General features: G+C 63.7%; 15 protein-coding genes. 11 read left to right on the forward strand and 4 right to left on the reverse strand.

Going from position 1 to position 18,229, the window contains the following annotated elements; genetic code table 11:
• Positions 1 to 75 precede the first annotated feature (75 nt).
• The 3 genes from ABUH87_RS11280 (at position 76) to ABUH87_RS11290 (ending at position 4,285) form a co-directional block, all read left to right on the forward strand.
• The gene (locus ABUH87_RS11280; RefSeq protein WP_367773589.1) at positions 76 to 2,826 is read left to right on the forward strand and encodes a [protein-PII] uridylyltransferase; all 2,751 of its coding nucleotides are present in this window, start codon (positions 76 to 78) and stop codon (positions 2,824 to 2,826) included.
• Between the two features lie 106 nt (positions 2,827 to 2,932).
• A complete protein-coding gene (locus ABUH87_RS11285; RefSeq protein ID WP_367773591.1) occupies positions 2,933 to 3,715 on the forward strand; it encodes a 3-hydroxybutyrate dehydrogenase in 783 nt (260 codons plus the stop codon).
• A gap of 21 nt (positions 3,716 to 3,736) precedes the next feature.
• Complete coding sequence (locus tag ABUH87_RS11290) at positions 3,737 to 4,285, forward strand: pseudouridine synthase (RefSeq protein ID WP_367773593.1); 549 nt, start codon at positions 3,737 to 3,739, stop codon at positions 4,283 to 4,285.
• Between the two features lie 23 nt (positions 4,286 to 4,308).
• Here ABUH87_RS11290 and gltX read toward each other — a convergent pair whose 3' ends face one another.
• From gltX to ABUH87_RS11310, 4 genes are all read right to left on the reverse strand, one after another.
• Entirely contained in the window at positions 4,309 to 5,652 is a 1,344-nt protein-coding gene (gene gltX, locus ABUH87_RS11295) for a glutamate--tRNA ligase (protein ID WP_367773595.1), read from the reverse strand.
• Positions 5,653 to 5,714: 62 nt separating this feature from the next.
• Positions 5,715 to 6,464: a TorF family putative porin gene (locus ABUH87_RS11300; RefSeq protein ID WP_367773598.1), complete on the reverse strand. Its 750-nt coding sequence runs from the start codon at positions 6,462 to 6,464 to the stop codon at positions 5,715 to 5,717.
• Positions 6,465 to 6,481: 17 nt separating this feature from the next.
• A complete protein-coding gene (locus ABUH87_RS11305) occupies positions 6,482 to 6,916 on the reverse strand; it encodes a hypothetical protein (protein WP_367773600.1) in 435 nt (144 codons plus the stop codon).
• A gap of 336 nt (positions 6,917 to 7,252) precedes the next feature.
• Positions 7,253 to 7,462, reverse strand: coding sequence for a hypothetical protein (locus ABUH87_RS11310; protein WP_367773602.1), 210 nt, complete (start codon positions 7,460 to 7,462; stop codon positions 7,253 to 7,255).
• A 169-nt stretch (positions 7,463 to 7,631) separates the two neighbouring features.
• Between ABUH87_RS11310 and ABUH87_RS11315 the strand changes: the two genes are divergently transcribed.
• The 8 genes from ABUH87_RS11315 to ABUH87_RS11350 form a co-directional block, all read left to right on the forward strand.
• The gene (locus ABUH87_RS11315) at positions 7,632 to 8,627 is read left to right on the forward strand and encodes an ArsR/SmtB family transcription factor (protein ID WP_367773621.1); all 996 of its coding nucleotides are present in this window, start codon (positions 7,632 to 7,634) and stop codon (positions 8,625 to 8,627) included.
• Entirely contained in the window at positions 8,624 to 9,589 is a 966-nt protein-coding gene (gene metF, locus ABUH87_RS11320) for a methylenetetrahydrofolate reductase [NAD(P)H] (protein WP_367773604.1), read from the forward strand. Before ABUH87_RS11315 ends, metF begins: the two co-directional genes overlap by 4 nt.
• Complete coding sequence (locus ABUH87_RS11325; RefSeq protein WP_367773607.1) at positions 9,586 to 10,632, forward strand: homocysteine S-methyltransferase family protein; 1,047 nt, start codon at positions 9,586 to 9,588, stop codon at positions 10,630 to 10,632. The genes metF and ABUH87_RS11325 overlap by 4 nt, the downstream gene beginning before the upstream one ends.
• Before the next feature lies 1 nt (position 10,633).
• Positions 10,634 to 11,173, forward strand: coding sequence for a GNAT family N-acetyltransferase (locus tag ABUH87_RS11330; protein ID WP_367773609.1), 540 nt, complete (start codon positions 10,634 to 10,636; stop codon positions 11,171 to 11,173).
• Positions 11,173 to 13,791, forward strand: a complete 2,619-nt coding sequence (metH, locus tag ABUH87_RS11335) for a methionine synthase (protein ID WP_367773611.1) — start codon at positions 11,173 to 11,175, stop codon at positions 13,789 to 13,791. The genes ABUH87_RS11330 and metH overlap by 1 nt, the downstream gene beginning before the upstream one ends.
• The gene (locus ABUH87_RS11340) at positions 13,791 to 14,360 is read left to right on the forward strand and encodes an NUDIX hydrolase (RefSeq protein ID WP_367773613.1); all 570 of its coding nucleotides are present in this window, start codon (positions 13,791 to 13,793) and stop codon (positions 14,358 to 14,360) included. Before metH ends, ABUH87_RS11340 begins: the two co-directional genes overlap by 1 nt.
• Positions 14,361 to 14,412: 52 nt before the next feature.
• Positions 14,413 to 16,191 (forward strand): DNA helicase RecQ, encoded by a 1,779-nt coding sequence (gene recQ / locus ABUH87_RS11345; RefSeq protein WP_367773615.1) that lies wholly within the window; start codon positions 14,413 to 14,415, stop codon positions 16,189 to 16,191.
• A gap of 248 nt (positions 16,192 to 16,439) precedes the next feature.
• A partial coding sequence (locus tag ABUH87_RS11350) for a methyl-accepting chemotaxis protein (RefSeq protein WP_367773619.1) occupies positions 16,440 to 18,229 on the forward strand: 1,790 nt, incomplete at its 3' end.

Raw genomic sequence — 18,229 nt, forward strand, 5'->3', positions numbered from 1 at the left:
TATCCTGCATACGAAGCAGCTTTTGGCGGTGACTCGCCTTCCCTCCTGCATCGCCAGTCTCTACATAACCAAAGCATGCACGTCATCCGTATCCCCTCACCGCGGGCTGTGATCGATCGCCGGAGCCTGACCACCCGGATCGCGGCCCTCGTAGAGGAGCAAGGCTCCACTGAAGCCCGCAAGGACATCGTACCGCTGCTGCGCGACGCGCTTGCGGAGGGACGCGCCGAAATCGCGCGCCGCCTCGTCGTCAAGCCGAGCGCCGGGCATGACCTGGCAGAGGCGCAGGCCTTCCTCGTCGACCAGATCCTGCGCATCGTCCACGATCACGTGGTCACGCACGTCTATCCAGCCAGCAACCGGTCAACTGCGGAACGCCTGACCATCGCGGCGGTCGGCGGCTACGGCCGGGGCGAGATGGCGCCCCATTCTGACGTGGACATCGCCTTCCTGACACCGATCCGTTCCACGGCGTGGTGTGAGCAGGTGATCGAGGCAATCCTCTATTTCCTGTGGGACCTTGGCCTCAAGGTGGGCCAGTCCAGCCGTTCGCTCGACGAGATGGTGCGGATGTGCAAGTCGGATCTTACGATCCGCACTGCGATGCTCGAGGCCCGCTATGTGTGGGGTGATCAGGCCCTGTTCGACGAGGCACGCCAGCGCTTCTGGAAGGACGTTGTGCGAGGGACCGAGCGGCAGTTCGTCGTGGAGAAGCTGGCGGAGCGGGACAGTCGCCACAAGCGCATGGGCGACAGCCGCTACGTCGTCGAACCGAACGTGAAAGAGGGCAAAGGATCCCTGCGCGATCTGCACACGCTGTACTGGATCGGCAAATACATCCACAAAGTGCGTTCACCCGCCGAGCTGGTCGACGTGGGACTTCTCACGCGCAAGGAATACCGCTCCTTCCGCCGTGCCGAGAACTTCTTCTGGGCCGTACGCTGCCATCTGCACACGATCACAAGGCGGGCCGAGGACCGGCTGACTTTCGACCTTCAGCGCGAAGTCGCCGCACGGATGAACTATGCCGATCGCCCAGGCAAAAGCGCGGTAGAGCGGTTCATGCAGTACTTCTTCCTCCAGGCCAAAGTGGTGGGGAGCCTGACCGGGGTCTTCCTGTCACAACTGGACGACCAGTTCGCGCAGCGCCCGGTGCGCGGCCTGCTCGCCACCTTCCGCGCCAAGGAGCGCACCGTGAAGGGCTACAAGGTGTTCGGAGGACGCATCCGCGCGCCCTCGGAGACCTGGTTCAGCGAGGACCCGGTACGGCTCCTGGACGTGTTCGTCGTTGCCGATCGCGAGGGCTTGGAAATTCACCCCGGAACGCTGCGCCTGATTGCGCGCGATGCAGTGCTGATCCGCGATGAACTGCGCAATGACCCACGTGCCAACGCATTGTTCCTGGAGTTGCTGACAAGCCGGCGCGATCCCGAGAAAACTCTGCGCGCCTTCAACGAAGCTGGGGTCTTTGGGCGCTTTGTGACAGAGTTCGGGCGGGTTAACGCTCAGATGCAGTTCGACATGTATCATCATTACACCGTCGATGAGCACACGATCCGCGCCATCGGCTTGCTCGCCCGGTTCGAGCGCGGCGAACTGCACGACGAGCATCCGCTGGCACACGACATCATCAGAAAGGTTCGATCCCGGCGCGCGCTCTACGTCGCGGTGCTGTTGCACGACATTGCGAAGGGCCGGGGTGGCGATCACTCGGTACTGGGTGCCGAGATTGCGCTGAAACTCTGCCCTCGTCTGGGGTTGCACGAGGAGGAGACCGAACTGGTCAGCTGGCTGGTCCGCTACCACCTGATCATGAGTGCGACTGCCTTCAAGCGCGATCTGTCCGACGCGAAGACCATCGATGACTTCGTTGGGCAGGTACAGTTCATCGATCGGCTCCGGCAGCTCACTTTGCTGACCATCGTCGATATACGAGCGGTCGGTCCCGGCACATGGAACAGCTGGAAACGTCAGCTGATCGGTAATCTGTACGGTGCAGCCGAAGAGCGCCTTCGTCTTGGCCATGCCGAGTACGGACGCGAGAAGCGCATCGCGGCGAAGCGTGCTGCTGTGGAAGCACAGCTTGGCGACGACAGCACGCTGCTGGACGCGACCGGCGACTTGTTTACGGACGCCTACTGGATTGCCGAACCTGAAGACGTCATTGCAAAAAACCTCGCGCAATACCACGGATCAAGCGACGAACCGCTCTCGATCCAGACCGAGTATTACCCTGCGCGCGGCGCCACACTGGTGACGGTCATCGCGGCCGACCACCCCGGCCTGTTCTACCGGATTGCCGGCGGCATCCATCTCGCTGGCGGCAACATCATCGATGCGCGCATCCACACGACACGCACGGGCCGGGCCGTCGATAACTTCCTGATCCAGGATCCGCTGGGCCGCCCCTTCCAGGAGGACGCACAGCTGGAACGCTTGCGTGTCTCGATCGAGAACGCACTTGCAAATCGTGTGGAGCTGCTACCCCAGTTGCATGCCCGGCCAGACGCGCGCCTTCGTGCCGACGCGTTCGATGTCCGCCCGCGCGTACTCGTGGACAACAAGGCGTCAAACCGCTTCACCGTTATCGAGGTCAACGCCCGCGACCGTCCGGCGCTGCTGAACCGGCTTGCACACACCCTTTTCGACGCACGCCTGATGGTCCATTCGGCCCATATCGCGACATATGGGGAGCGTGCGGCGGACACCTTCTATGTCACCGATCTTCTCGGCGATAAGCTGCAGTCGCAAGCACGCATCAAAAGCCTTGAGAAACGCCTGCTCGAGGCAGCAAGCGAAGCGACGGGAGAAGCGGTGGCCGCCTGAGAGGCAGTTGCTTGGCCGCACTTGCACTTGGGCCCGCCCGTGGCATGCTTTGATGCACCGCACAAAGGAGCGAGGCGGTTGGATCTGGCATGATGGGAAATCGCACATGAAGCTGGCAGGCAAAAGCTGTGTTGTCACAGGCTCGGCGAGCGGGATCGGCTATGCGATCGCCCGGCGCTTCGCTGCAGCGGGCGGCAAGGTCGCAATCGCGGACCTCGATCTGGACGCAGCACGGAGGGCTGCCGACGGCATCGCCGCGAGTTGCGGCACCGAGACTTTGGCGCTGGCAATGGACGTCAGCAATGAGGATCAGGTCAATGCGGGCATCGGGCATGTCGTCGAGCACTGGGGTGGTGTCGACGTGCTCGTGTCGAACGCTGGTATCCAGATCGTCAATCCGGTTGAGCAGTTTGCATTTTCGGACTGGAAGAAGATGCTCGCCATTCACCTCGACGGTGCATTTCTCACCTCCAAGGCCTGTCTTCCGCACATGTATGCCAAGGGCGCCGGCTCAATCATCTTCATGGGTTCGGTCCACTCCAAGGAGGCGAGCTCGCTGAAGAGCGCCTACGTAACAGCCAAGCACGGCCTTCTCGGTCTTGCGCGCGTCATCGCCAAGGAAGGGGGAGGCAAAGGCGTGCGGACCAACGTCATCTGCCCCGGCTTTGTACGCACGCCCCTCGTAGACAAGCAGATCCCCGAGCAGGCCAAGGAACTGGGCATCTCCGAGGAGGAGGTGGTCAGGAACGTCATGCTGGGGAAGACGGTCGATGGCGAGTTCACGACGGTGGAGGACATAGCCGAAGTTGCCCTGTTCTTCGCCGCTTTCGAAAGCAATGCGCTGAACGGGCAATCGCTTGTCGCAAGCCATGGCTGGTTCATGGAGTGATAGGCGACTAGAAGCGCGCGAATGTCCCGGCTGCTCCTTTTCAACAAGCCCTTCGGCGTCCTCAGTCAGTTCACCGACCGGGGAACGGAGACCGCGCGCGCTACGCTGTCTGACTACATCGACCTGCCAGGTGTCTATCCCGCCGGACGGCTGGATCGGGACAGCGAGGGCCTTCTGCTTCTTACCGATGACGGGCAGTTACAGGCGCGTATTGCCGACCCGCGTTACAAGCTTCCAAAGACATACCTAGTCCAGGTGGAAGGCGAGCCGGGGGAAGAGGCGCTGCAAGCCTTACGCCGAGGCCTTATGCTCAAGGACGGGATGACCAGCCCCGCACAGGCCGCCGCCATTTCACCTCCAGACCTTTGGCCTCGCGATCCGCCGGTCCGCTTTCGGAAGTCGATTCCCGACCGATGGCTCCGCATCGCGATCCGCGAAGGCCGCAACCGGCAGGTCCGCCGCATGACTGCAGCGGTCGGGCACCCCACCCTGCGCCTTGTGCGAGAGAGTGTCGGCCCGTGGTCGCTGGATCAACTGCAGCCAGGTGAATGGCGCGAAGTCACTGCCTGATCCAGCACTCTACCTCTTCAACCTCAGGTCGGGATGCTGGCGGCCCGCAATCGCTCCACTGCGGCAGCTTGTCCGATCAACGGCAGCAGTGCCGCCATGTCCGGACCATGGTCCATGCCGGTGAGAGCCAAGCGGAGCGGGAGGAAGAGAGCCTTGCCCTTCCTTCCAGTCCGCGCCTTCAACTCGCTCGTCAGCATCTGCCACGGGCTCTCTTGCCAGGCGCTTTCGTCCAGCACCTGCGCCGCTTCGGCAACATAGCCCCGGTCCTCGTCTGAAAGAGCGGGAGCCGGCACCGGGCCAGTTACCACGCGCCACCAATCCGCTGCCTCACCAACATGCGAAAGGTTGGGCCTGATGGCTTCCCAGGCCGCTGCGTCCATCCCTTCGGGAAGGCGGTCAGAGACGGCAGCGTAAGGAAGGTCATGCACCACGGCCGCATTGACTCGCTCCAGTTCGGCCTCGTCGAACCGTGCTGGCGCACGCCCGAAGTGCGAGAGGTCAAATGAGGCAGCGAGCGCATCCGCGTCGAGAGAAGGATCGACCGGATCGCTCGTCCCCAACCGCGCGAGCAGCGCCACCAAAGCTGCCGGCTCGATGCCAGCATCGCGGAACTGCGCGACGCCGATGGATCCGAGCCGCTTGGACAGCTTGCCTTCCGTGCCGGTGAGCAGCGCTTCATGCGCAAAGCGAGGCGCGGTTGCACCCAGTGCCTCGAACATCTGCACTTGCGCGGCCGTATTCGATACGTGATCTTCGCCCCGCAGAACATCGGTGACGCCCATCGCCACATCGTCGATCGCGCTCGGCAGCATGTACAGCCACGAGCCGTCAGCGCGCCGAACCACAGGATCCGACATCTGCGCGGGGTCGAAGCGCTGGGGGCCGCGTACACCGTCGTCCCATTCGATGGGCCGCTCCCGATCCAACAGGAAGCGCCAATGGGGTTGCTCGCCCGCAGCGATACGACGCATCCGTTCCATCTCCGGGATGGCAAGAGCCGCCCTGTCATATACCGGCGGCAGTCCGCGTCCGAGCAGGACCTTGCGTTTCAGCTCAAGCTCTTGCGGTGTTTCCCAGCAGGGGTAGACTCGCTCGGCATCGGCCAGGCGTGCAAATGCTTCCTCATAGATAGCGAAGCGGGCAGATTGGCGCTCTTCGCCCTCAGGCTCTATGCCCAGCCACGCCAGGTCGGCCTTGATCGCGTGAACGTATTCCTCCCGGCTGCGCTCCGCGTCCGTATCGTCAATGCGCAGCAGGAAGCGCCCGCCATGATGTTTGGCCAGAAGCCAATTATGCAAGGCGGTGCGGACATTGCCGACATGCAGATGCCCGGTAGGCGAAGGCGCGAAGCGAGTGACGACGGTCATGTGGCGCCGATTACGGCGCGCGGGAGATCAGGTCAATTTAAGCCGAGACGGCCCGCGGCTGATCACGTCGAAATGCGCAGATATCCAACGATTCGTGAACCGAAATGCTGATCGTAGTAGGGCGAGAGACGGTCCACCTCATTCTTGCCGATAGACGTATCAGAGTATCGCACGCCGACTGACAAGAGCGCACGCGACCGTTCGATTCCCAGATGATAGTCGGTATAGGTTCCGCCGGGACGAAGACGGGCCGACCGCGCATCGTCTCGCGATGACCCACTGGTGCGACCAACGCCACCGTAAAGGGTGAAAGGCAGCCCGGGAATGCCGGCCGATGCACTGGCATCGACATGAAGGTTGTGTCCGCCGATCGAGTCCTGTGACGGCGCGAAGTCCGCGCCGAGCACAAGCTGCACGGGTCCTATCGTGCGCGCCACTTCGCCGGTAATCTCGGCATAAGTCATGCCCGAGCGGCCGATGAACACGTTCCCGCGCGCACCTGCACTCAATGCAAAGCCGCCAGTATAGACGGTGTAGCGGGGCGCGATCGTCAGCGCGACATCCGCCCCGCCATGCCGGGCGCTATCCCGCAAGGTGGCGGCACCCAGATCAAAGGCCAGTGCATCACCCGACGGGACCGTCGCGAAGACCGAAAGGGCAGGCTTGCCGTCACTCCAGCTCAAGCCCCGCTCGCGCCGATCGGTCTCCGCTTCGAGGGATACGCTTGCACTTGCTACCGGCTGGGCCTGCGCGCCGACCGTGAAAAGGGCGCCACATGCGGCGATCGTCCAGCAACAAACTCGCGTATTCATCGTCCGGTTCTATACTCTCAATTTGCAGCGAAATGGTGGGCGGAATCGATCGCCGCCAACGCTGCGCGTGAATCGCCAGCGGCAGTGCTCGCGAGGTGCGCGTTTATCGCGCTAGTCTTGTTCTCTACAAGACGAGCCGCTTCGCCATCGCGGCCGCGGCAGTGGCCGGGCAGGCTGCTCGTGAAGCTCTCGTCCTCAGGCAACATGGACTTGAGTTCGTGCCCACCTGTGGCCGAAGCGATAACGCGTTCTACGGCGACATTTGCGGTGATCAGGCAGCGCTGGCTGCTCGAACGGGTGGGCGCCGACATGCCAATCGTGCGCATCTGCGTCTCGACCTGGGCGCGATAATCCACCCGATAGGTGCTGCCGCGATGATCCATGTGAACCGTGTGGACAGGATTGGCGCCAAGCGTTGCTGCTGCGGCAGCGGCAAGGGCAAGCAGGCTCATTATGATCTCTCCATTCGCGTTTCTGCTTAAATATTAAGCACACTCTGCACAATCTTTGTGCAGACGCGAACTAAGGTCTGGATGCTTCCCATTTATTGCTGGGATGTAGGCTTGTCTGTCTTGAGCGGCACCAACCGCCCTTTGGCCTGCTGCGCCCGCTGATGCACGCCCGAAAGATGCCGAAAGCTTAGCCCGGCCCAGAACGCATCTGACTAGGGCACAAAAAAACCTCCAGGAGGAGGTCAGCCGGCACGGCGCGGCACTACAGAACCTGAAGGCTTGCAAGTACGATCGGGGGCCGGTGCGCGAAAATCGCGCACCCGGCCCCCGGCCGGATTACATCGCCGCTTCGGTGGCCGCTTCCGTGGCCATGCCGTCTTCGGCCATCATGGCGTCGGTTGCCATCGGGTCAACAGCCAGAGTTTCCTCAGGCATGGTCTCTACGGTGTCGGTGGCGACCTCTTCAGTCGGCGTTTCCGAGCTACCGCAAGCGGCGAGAGCCAGAGCGGCAGCCGACGCGAAAGCGGCGTAAGCAATCTTCTTCATGCGAATCCCCTTGCATTGTTTGGCGCAGGCGCCAACGCTTGCAGGCAAGCCTGCGGGGCATTGTGTAGACGAGTGCATGATGCAACGCAAACGGGAATAATCCGGCTGCTCCAGCCGCCCCTGCAGCACCCTTGCCGTCATATAAAGATTTCTTTATATGCGCGGCGAAATGCGACTTGAACCGCTTCTCAAGGCCCTTGCCGACCCCACGCGCCTGCGGATCATGCGCCTGCTTGCGCATATGGAGCTGGCTGTTGGCGAACTCGCGCAAGTGCTCGGGCAGAGCCAGCCGCGCGTTTCACGCCACGTGCGTATCCTGTGCGCGGCCGGCCTTGCGGAAAGGCGCAAGGAGGGCAGCTGGGTGTTTCTTCGCGCCGCCATCACCGAGACGGGTACGCCTCCGCTTGGGGCGGCCACGGCGCGGCTGCTATCCGTTTCGGAACGCGACGATGCCGCCTTCGCCATGCAGTGCGAGGAGGACCGCCGCCACCTCGCAGCGATCCGGGCGACGCGGCAGGCCAGCGCTGAGGCATACTTCGCGCGGCATGCCCGCGAATGGGACACTCTGCGTTCTCTCCACAGCCCCGATGCGGCGGTTGAGGACATGCTTCAGTCCGTACTGTGCGATCAGTCGCTCGGCATTCTTCTGGATGTTGGTACCGGGACGGGTCGAATGGCGGAGCTCTTTGCACCAAGGGCTGCGCGCATCACCGCCCTGGACAAGAGTCCGGAGATGCTTCGCGTCGCACGCTCGCGGCTCGACAAGATGCCTTCGGGAGCGGTGGATCTGGTGCAGGGTGATTTCACTGCACTGCCCTTCGATGAGGACACATTCGACACGGTGCTTTTCCACCAGGTGCTTCATTACGCCCAGAACCCCGCGGCGGTCCTTGCTGAAGCAGCGCGAGTGACCCGCCCCGGCGGCCGGGTGGCGATCGCGGATTTCGCGGCGCATGACCGCGAAGAGTTGCGAGAGCGCCACGCGCACGCCCGCCTGGGCTTCACTGACGAGCAGATGGCCGGCTTTCTTGCCGGCGCCGGCTTTGCCGGTGAAGCAATGCGCGAAGTGGCAGGACAACCCCTTACTGTGAAGATCTGGACCGCCCGCAAGGACGCCGCGCCCAAGGCAGCCGGCAGCGCGCTGCTCCAGCGGGAAGAGAGATGATGACCAGCGTGATAGAGCCAAAGACATCGCAGAACGCAGAGCTTGGGCAAAACGCCGAGCTTGGACAGAACGCCGCGTCTGGCGCCTGCCCTTACGCAGAGCTTCCAGGCGATATTGGCGTGTCCTTCGAATTTTTTCCGCCCAAGACGGAAAAGATGGACGCGCAGCTGTGGCAGGCGATCGGCGATCTCGCGCCCCTCTCGCCGAGCTTCGTCTCCGTCACCTACGGGGCGGGAGGCAGCACGCGGGAGCGCACGCACGCCACAGTAGCACGGATCGTTCGTGAGACGAGCCTGAAGCCCGCTGCGCATCTTACCTGTGTCGCCGCGAGCAAGGCGGAGATCGCCGAGATTGCGGATCAGTACTGGCGGGCTGGTGTGCGCCACATCGTCGCGCTCCGGGGCGATCCACCACCGGCTGATGGCGGGCGCTTCGTCCCGCATCCGGAGGGCTATGGCAGCGCCGCCGAACTGGTCGCCGGTCTTAAAAGCCAGCACGACTTCGAGATTTCGGTAGCCGCCTACCCTGAGGTCCACCCCGAAGCTCTGAGCGCGGACGATGACCTGGACAATCTGAAGCGTAAGCTAGATGCCGGGGCAAACCGGGCGATCACGCAGTTCTTCTATTCAACGGACGCCTACTTCCGCTTCCTCGACAAGGCTCTGGCCGCTGGCATCGAGACCCCGATCCTGCCCGGCATCATGCCTGTGACGAACTTCGCGGCGATCCGCCGCATGTCCGGCAATACCGAGATCCCGAGCTGGCTGGAGACCATGTTCGAGGGGCTCGACGAGCGTCCGGGCCCCCGCGCGCTGGTGGCAGCCGTGGCCGCCGCGGACATGTGCCGCCGCCTGTACGAAGGCGGTGTGCGCGACTTCCACTTCTACACACTGAACCGGGCAGAACAGGCCTACGCCATCTGCCAGTTGTTGGGCCTGCGCCCCAAGGAGACCCAGCCATGACCGCCCGCGAAACGTTCCTGGCCGAGGCAGCCAAGCGCATCCTCATCACCGATGGCGCGTTCGGCACCGAGATCCAGAACTGGAAGCTGTCCGAAGCTGACTATGCCGGGAGCCTTGGCCTCTCGCACGATCAGAAGGGCAACAACGATATTCTGGCCCTCACCAAGCCGGAGGTGCCGGAATCGATTCACCGCGCTTACTTCGAGGCGGGTGCGGACATCGCCGAGACAAATACCTTCAGTGCAAACCGGATCAGCCAGGCAGACTACGGCGCAGAGCATCTCGTACGCGAGATCAACGTCGAGAGCGCGCGTCTGGCGCGTCGCCTCGCCGATGAGTTCGCAGCCAAGGATGGCCGCCCTCGCTTCGTCGCCGGCGCTATCGGACCGACCAACAAGACGCTCTCGCTCAGCCCGGACGTCAACGATCCAGGTTATCGCGAGATCGAGTGGGATGCGCTGGTCGATGTCTATCTGGAGCAGGCCCGCGCCCTGGTGGAAGGCGGGGCCGACTTCATCCTGATCGAGACGGTGTTCGACACTCTCAATGCCAAGGCGGGCATCATGGCCGTGCGCAAGCTGGAGGCAGAGCTCGGTCGCGAAGTGCCGATCATGCTTTCGATGACACTGACCGACCTATCCGGCCGGAACCTGTCGGGCCACACCGTCGAGGCGTTCTGGCACGCGGTACGCCACGCCAGACCCCTGACGATCGGCCTGAACTGCTCGTTCGGCGCGACGCAGCTTCGCCCTCACGTCAAGACCCTCGCCGAGAACGCCGACACGCTCATCATGATCTACCCCAACGCGGGGCTGCCCAACGAACTGGGCGCCTACGACGAAATGCCTGAGACGACGGCCGGATTCGTGAAGGAATGGGCCATCGCGGGCCAGGTCAATGTGCTGGGCGGCTGCTGCGGCTCGACACCGGCGCACATCGCGGCGATGGCGAAGGCGGTGCAAGGCCTTCCGGCGCGGCAACTGCCAAGTCTCGCGCCGGTAACACGCCTTGCAGGCCTAGAGCCATTCACCATGGCCGCCTGACATGTACGCACCTGTGGAGTGGTCGATCCGCGCCGCCGGGTGCGAAGATGTGGACGCACTCGCGCTTGTCGCGAGTGCGACCTTTCTCGACGCCTATGCAGGCGCGATCGACGGCGCAGCGCTCATCGAGCATTGTCTGCACCAGCACTCCGCCGACGCTTACCGCGCGCTGCTGGACCAAGGCGCGAGAGCGTGGCTGGTCAGCATGGAGCCGGGAGGAGCACCCATCGGATACGCACTCGCGTGTGAATCCGATCTGGAGCAGGCCCGGCCCGGCGACTGGGAGCTGAAGAGGATCTATCTTCTTTCCCGTTTTCACGGCACCGGCATTTCGGCTGCCCTGCTGCGAGCGGTGATTGATGGCGCGCAAGGCCGGCCCCGCTTGCTGCTCGGCGTGAAGAAAGACAACCACCGGGCTCTGCGCTTTTACCGCAAGCACGGCTTTATCGAAGCGGGTGCCCGCACGTTCCAGGTCGGCGCCCAGCGTTTCGACGACTTCGTGCTCGCCCGTCCCCTGATCCCCGCAACATCGGAAACCTGATGACCACCCCTGCCTCTTCCCGCTTCGTCAATATCGGCGAGCGCACCAACGTCACCGGCTCGGCGAAGTTCAAGAAGCTGATCATGGCGGGTGACTATCCTGCCGCCGTCGAAGTCGCGCGCCAGCAGGTCGAGAACGGCGCGCAGGTGATCGACGTTAACATGGACGAGGGTCTGCTCGACGCTGTCGAGGCGATGACCACGTACCTCAAGCTGATCGCTGCCGAGCCGGACATCGCGCGGGTGCCGATCATGATCGACAGCTCCAAGTGGGAGGTGATCGAGGCGGGCCTGAAGTGCGTATCGGGCAAGCCGATCGTAAACTCCATCAGCATGAAGGAGGGCGAGGGACCGTTCCTGGATGCTGCTCGCAAGTGCATGGACTACGGCGCCGCCGTCGTGGTGATGGCCTTCGACGAAGTCGGGCAGGCCGACACCAAGGAGCGCAAGGTCGAGATCTGCGAGCGCGCTTACAAGCTGCTTACCGGCATCGGCTTTCCGCCTGAGGACATCATCTTCGACCCCAACGTCTTCGCGGTCGCTACGGGCATCGAAGAGCACAACAACTACGGTGTCGATTTCATAGAGGCGGTGCAGGAGATACGCGCGCGGTGTCCGCACGTGCACTTCTCGGGCGGCCTGTCCAACCTGTCGTTCTCGTTCCGCGGCAACGAGCCGGTGCGCCGGGCGATGCACTCGATCTTCCTCTACCACGCCATCCCCGCCGGCCTCGACATGGCTATCGTCAACGCCGGCCAGCTCGACGTCTACGACCAGATCGACCCCGAACTGCGCGAGGCTTGCGAGGACGTGATCCTCAATCGTCCCGCGAGGAACCCCGACGAGACTCCGACGGAGCGCCTTGTCGCGCTGGCCGAGAAGTTCCGCGGCAAGGACACCGTTGCCGAGAAGGCGGCCGAAGAATGGCGCGGCTGGGAGGTTCACAAGCGGATCGAGCACGCACTGGTGAAAGGTCTCGACGCGTACATCGTCGAGGATACGGAAGAGATGCGCGCCGCGACGGCAGCGGCGGGCGGACGCCCGATCGAGGTTATCGAAGGCCCGCTGATGGATGGCATGAACGTCGTCGGCGACCTGTTCGGCTCGGGCAAGATGTTCCTGCCCCAGGTGGTGAAGTCCGCGCGGGTGATGAAGAAGGCCGTGGCCCACCTCATCCCCTACATCGAAGCGGAAAAGCAGCCCGGCGCGAAGGCTAAAGGCCGGATCATCATGGCGACGGTCAAGGGCGACGTCCACGATATCGGCAAGAACATCGTCGGCGTTGTCTTGCAGTGCAATGGCTACGAGGTGATCGACCTTGGCGTCATGGTGCCCTGGACAAAGATCCTGGAGGCGGCGAACGAGAACGACGCCGACATCATCGGCTTGTCCGGCCTCATCACCCCTTCCCTCGACGAGATGGTCACCGTCGCCGAGGAAATGCAACGCGCTGACATGAACATTCCGCTCCTGATCGGTGGCGCCACCACCAGCAAGGTGCACACCGCGCTCCGGATCGACCCGGCCTATGCGGGCCCGGTGATCCATGTGCTCGACGCCAGCCGTGCGGTCGGCGTCGCATCGCAGCTGCTTTCGGACACGCAGCGCGACGATTTCGTCTCGAACACGGCGATCGACTATGGACGGGTGCGCGAGGCACGCGAGGGGAAGGGCCAGAGCGAACTGCTGCCGCTCGACGACGCACGCGCCAACGCCTTCCCCGCCGATTTTGCCTTGAAGCCTCCCGCACCCGCACAACCCGGTCTGCACGTGTTCGAGGACTGGGACCTGACCGACCTGGTCGAGATATTCGACTGGACGCCGTTCTTCCGCGCCTGGGAACTGGCGGGCACCTACCCCGCGATCCTCACCGACGATGTCGTAGGCGAAAGCGCGACCAGCCTGTTCGCCGATGCGAAGGCGATGCTGGAGAAGATCGTCAGCGAAAAGTGGCTGACGGCCAAGGGTGTCTGCGGCTTCTGGGAATGCCGCCGCGATGGCGATGACATCGTCCTCGCGGACAATGAGACCCGCCTTCCCTTCCTGCGCCAGCAGTTCAAGAAATCCCGCTCGCGCGCGAACTTTTGCCTGGCGGACTTCATCGATCCTGCCGGAGACTGGCTCGGCGGCTTCGCAGTCGGAATTCACGGCATCGAGCCGCACCTCGCTCGCTTCCAGGCTGCCCATGACGACTACTCTGACATCCTGCTGAAGGCTCTGGCTGACCGCTTTGCGGAAGCCTTCGCTGAGCGCCTGCACCAGCATGTGCGTACGACGCTGTGGGGCTATGCGCCGGGTGAGCAGTTGACCAATGAGGCCCTGATTCGCGAAGAATACCGCGGCATCCGCCCCGCGCCCGGCTATCCGGCCTGCCCGGACCATTCGTTGAAGCCCATCCTGTTCGACCTGCTCAAGGCTCAGGAGAACGCGGGCATCACCCTGACCGAAAGCCAGGCGATGCTGCCAACCTCTGCCGTCTCGGGCTTCTATTTCGCGCATCCCGAAAGCCAGTATTTCGGCGTCGCCCGGATTGGCCGAGACCAACTGGAGGACTATGCCGCGAGACGCGGTGCCGACTTGCAAACGGCAGAACGCTGGCTGCGCCCGAACCTGGACTGATGACCGGGGCGAGCGCGCGCATTGTCGGTCGGGAGGTGGTGTTCCAGGGCTGGTACACCTTCATGCGCCTGCGCGTGGAAATGCCCGACGGCCTGGTCGCCGATCGCGAACTCCTGCATCGCGATTCCGCCTGCGCCGTTCTTCCCTACGACCCGGCGCGCCGGGTTGTTATGCTGATCACGCAGCCGCGACCCGGCGCCTTGTTCCATGGCGAACCAAGCCCGTACGAAGCCATCGCCGGCAGTCTCGACGGCATCGATCCTGCGAGCCGGATTGCGGCCGAGGCGATGGAGGAAGGCGGGCTGCGGGTCCACGCCCTGGAGCCGGTGGTGAACATGTGGTCGATGGTCCCGGTCTCCACCGAGCGTGTGCAACTCTATCTGGCGCAGTACCGGGTTGAGGATCGGATCGGCGAAGGAGGGGGCAACGCAAACGAACATGAGAACATCATGGTCCACGAGATCGCCCTCGACGAACTGCGCGACCTCGCACTCTCCGGCCGCCTGACCGACGCGAAGACGCTTATCCTTGCCCAGGCACTCCTGCTGAAGCACCCGGAACTCTGGTAAACCGCGCCACCCGGTTACACGCCGGGTCAGCCGTGCTAGGCAAGCCGAGCCAATGCTTGATACCGCCTTCCCCGACGCCCGCACCGCTCTTCACGATACCTTCGGGTTCTCGGCATTCCGTGGCGTGCAGGAGCAAGTCGTGGCGCGCGTGCTTCACGGACAGTCCACTCTCGCGGTAATGCCGACGGGCGCGGGCAAGTCGCTGACCTATCAACTCCCGGCAGTCATGTTGCGCGGCACGTGCATCGTCGTTTCGCCGTTGATCGCACTGATGCACGATCAGCTGCGCAGCGCATCTGCCAACGGTATCCGCGCAGCCACGCTCACCAGCGCTGACAGTGACCGCATGGCGACCATGGACGCCTTCCGGGCGGGCGAACTGGACTTGCTCTACATCGCGCCTGAACGCGCCAGCCAGCCACACTTCCGCGAACTGCTCTCCAGTGCTCCGATCGCCCTCTTCGCTATCGATGAGGCGCACTGCGTGTCCGAGTGGGGCCACGACTTCCGGCCCGATTACCGTCTGCTTCGCCCGCTGCTCGACGCCTTCCCCGACGTTCCGCGCCTTGCTCTTACGGCCACGGCGGACCGGCATACGCGGGCCGACATCCTGAGCCAGCTTGGCATTCCCGAAGACGGGCTGATCGTCGCGGGTTTCGACCGTCCCAACATCCGCTACGCTATTCGCCCGCGCGACAACGCCTTGCGCCAGCTCAAGGGCATTCTCCAGGAACACCCCGGACCGGGTGTCATCTACGCGCCCACGCGAGCCAAGGTGGAGCAGCTTGCCGAGGCGCTCGCCGCCACCGGTCGCAGGGTGCTCCCTTATCATGCGGGGCTCGACCCGGCGGTGCGCGCGCGCAACCAGGCTGCATTCGTCGCGTCTGAAGACATGGTGATGGTGGCGACGGTCGCATTCGGGATGGGCATCGACAAGCCCGACGTGCGCTTTGTGGCGCATGCCGGCGTCCCCAAGTCCATCGAGGCCTACTATCAGGAGACCGGACGCGCTGGGCGTGATGGAGACCCGTCAATGGCTGTCATGCTGTGGGGGGCCGATGACTTCGCGCGCGCCCGGCAGCGCCTGACGGAGGTAGACGAACATCGCCGCGCCTCGGAGCGCCAGCGCCTCGATGCCCTCGCCGCTCTCGTCGAAACTGCGCAGTGCCGCCGTGCAATCCTGCTTCGGCACTTCGGTGAGCATCCGCCGGAGACTTGCGGCAACTGCGATAACTGCCTGGAGCCGGTGGCGGTCACCGACGCGACCGAAGTGGCCCGCAAGCTGCTCTCCGCCGTCTATCGCACCGGCCAGAGCTTCGGCTTGGGCTACATCGAGAAAGTGCTCACGGGACAGAGCGACGACCGCATCCTGCAACGTGGGCATGATAGCCTTTCAGTGTTCGGCATTGTCGGGCCTGAGGAGGCTGCGCTGCTGAAGCCGGTGGCTCGCGCCTTGCAAGCACGCGGCTCGCTATTGCCGACGGAGCACGGCGGCCTCGCGCTTGGCGGGAATGCGCGCGAAATCCTGAAGGGACAAGCTGCGGTAGAGATCACGATCCCGCCGCCACGCGAGCGTCGACGCAAACAGCGCGACAGCATGCGCACAAACCCTGCCGACAACCCGCTGTTCGAGGCACTCCGCAATACAAGGCGCGAGCTGGCCCAGAACCAAGGTGTGCCGCCCTACGTGATCTTCCATGACGTAACCTTGCGTGAAATGGCCGCAGCGCGCCCCTCTTCACTTGCTGAGATGGGACGCGTTTCGGGGATCGGCGCACGAAAGCTTGAGGCATATGGCGATGCCTTCCTGACGGTAATCCGGCAGTTCTGAATCTCCCCGTCCAAGGGGCTCATGCATGAAATATCGGCTCCGCGCAGCGATCGGGTGAACTGCCCTTTCGGGCAGGGTCTCGGCCGCTAAAATTCCCCGGGCGGTCGCGCCGGTCGACCGCTCCCGCTCCTATAATGTGCAAAGCACCTCAACGCGTTCTCTGCGTCTGGATGCGTTGGGCAGCGCCAAGAACCAATGCTCCGTCTCCACAGGCAGCGGGAACGGAACACCGCATATCTGGAAGCCCAATGACCATTCGACAAAAACTCCTAGGTTGTCTCGCCCTCTTCGCTCTGGCCACCATGTTGCTTGTGGGCGCCTCCTACTGGTCGGGAAACCACAGTCGCGGTGCCCTGAAGACCGTGCTCGCCGACCGCGTGGTGCCGCTTAGGGATCTCAAGATCGTGGCAGACAGCTATGCGGTGGATATCGTCGATTCCGCGCACAAGGCCCGCAACGGGAACCTGTCCTTTGCCGAGGCGGCAAAACAGGTCCGAGAGGGAGAGAGCGCAGCCGACGCAGCCTGGGCGCGCTACAGTGCCACCAAGATCGAAGGGGAAGAGCAGGCGCTTGCTTCGGAGGCAACCCGTCGCATGCAAGTCTCGGGCGCAAGCGTCGAGCGGCTACTGAGCATCCTTGAGGCCGGCGACCGCGAGGCGCTCGATCGGTTCGTAGCCAGTGAACTGTATCAGACCATCGATCCCCTGTCGGAAACGATGAGCAAGCTCACCCAGATCCAGATCGAGGTCGCTTCAACGGATACTTCGGCAGCGCTGGAGACGGCAGGCGCCGCGATGATCCTGATGTTTGTCCTGGCACTTGCAGCTGCGGTGGTTCTCGGCTTTTCCTTCTTCACCATCACTCGCAAAGTCATCAGCCCGATTCAGAACCTGTCGCTTGTCATCAGCGGACTTGCCCGCTCCTCAGGAGAAGCCAAGCTTCCCAATCTCGACCAGAAGGACGAAATCGGCGACATCACCCGAGCGGTGGATTCTTTCCTCAGCGCGGCCGTGGCGAAGGAGCGCGAGCGTGCGGCTGCAGAGGCAGCGGAGCAGCAGATCGTCACAGGCGCCCTGCGCGACAGCCTTTCTGCCCTGCGCTCAGGCGACCTGACATCTCCGATCAAGGCCGATTTCCCGCCAGCCTACGCAGAGCTGAAAACCAACTTCAACCTGGCACTGGAATCGCTGCGAGAGCTGATCGGCTCTGTGATCGAGAGCTCGCACAGCCTTCGCACCGGGTCGAACGAGATCGCGCAGGCTTCGGAAGATCTGGCCCGCCGGACCGAGAGCAATGCGGCCAGCCTGGAGGAGACCTCGGCTGCGCTGACGCAGATCGATGGCCGCATCAAGGCGACCGCCGAAGCGGCCAGCCGCACTGTGACGCGTGCGGACGAGGCGATCAGCACCGTCTCGGGCGGCCGGGGCGTGGCTGACGAAGCCGTGCGCGCCATGAGCCGTGTTCGCGAAAGCGCCAAGGGCATCGACGAGGTCATCGAGGGTGTCGACAAGATCGCGTTCCAGACCCGGGTTCTGGCCATGAATGCTGCCGTGGAGGCAGGCCGTGCAGGCGATGCGGGCCGTGGTTTCGCTGTCGTGGCCGATCTGGTCAGCGCGCTTGCAATGCGCGCCGAAGAGGAAGCCAAGCGCGCCCGTGATCAGCTGACGGTGACGCAGACCGACATTGTCACCGCGGTAGAAGCCGTGCAGCGGGTCGATGGTGCTCTGGCCGGGATTTCAGAAGGCGTGGGCGAAGTGCACCAGCTGCTCGGCGGCATGGCGTCCGACAACCAGGCGCAGGCCTCTGCGATCACCCAGATCAGCGTTGCCGTGAACAACATGGATCAGGCGACGCAGCAGAATGCCGCCATGGTCGAGCAAACGTCGGCCGCAGCGCGCAACCTGAACAGCGAATCCGAAGCGCTCGCCGTCACCGCCGGTCAGTTCCGGATCAGCGATGGCGCACGGTCCGCCAAGGTCGTCGTGAAGTCCGCAACCAGCCTGATGGCTCCGCCCGTCAACGATCTGGCGCCGCCGCC

Source organism: Novosphingobium rhizovicinum (genome assembly GCF_040813635.1).
Taxonomy (GTDB): domain Bacteria; phylum Pseudomonadota; class Alphaproteobacteria; order Sphingomonadales; family Sphingomonadaceae; genus Novosphingobium; species Novosphingobium rhizovicinum.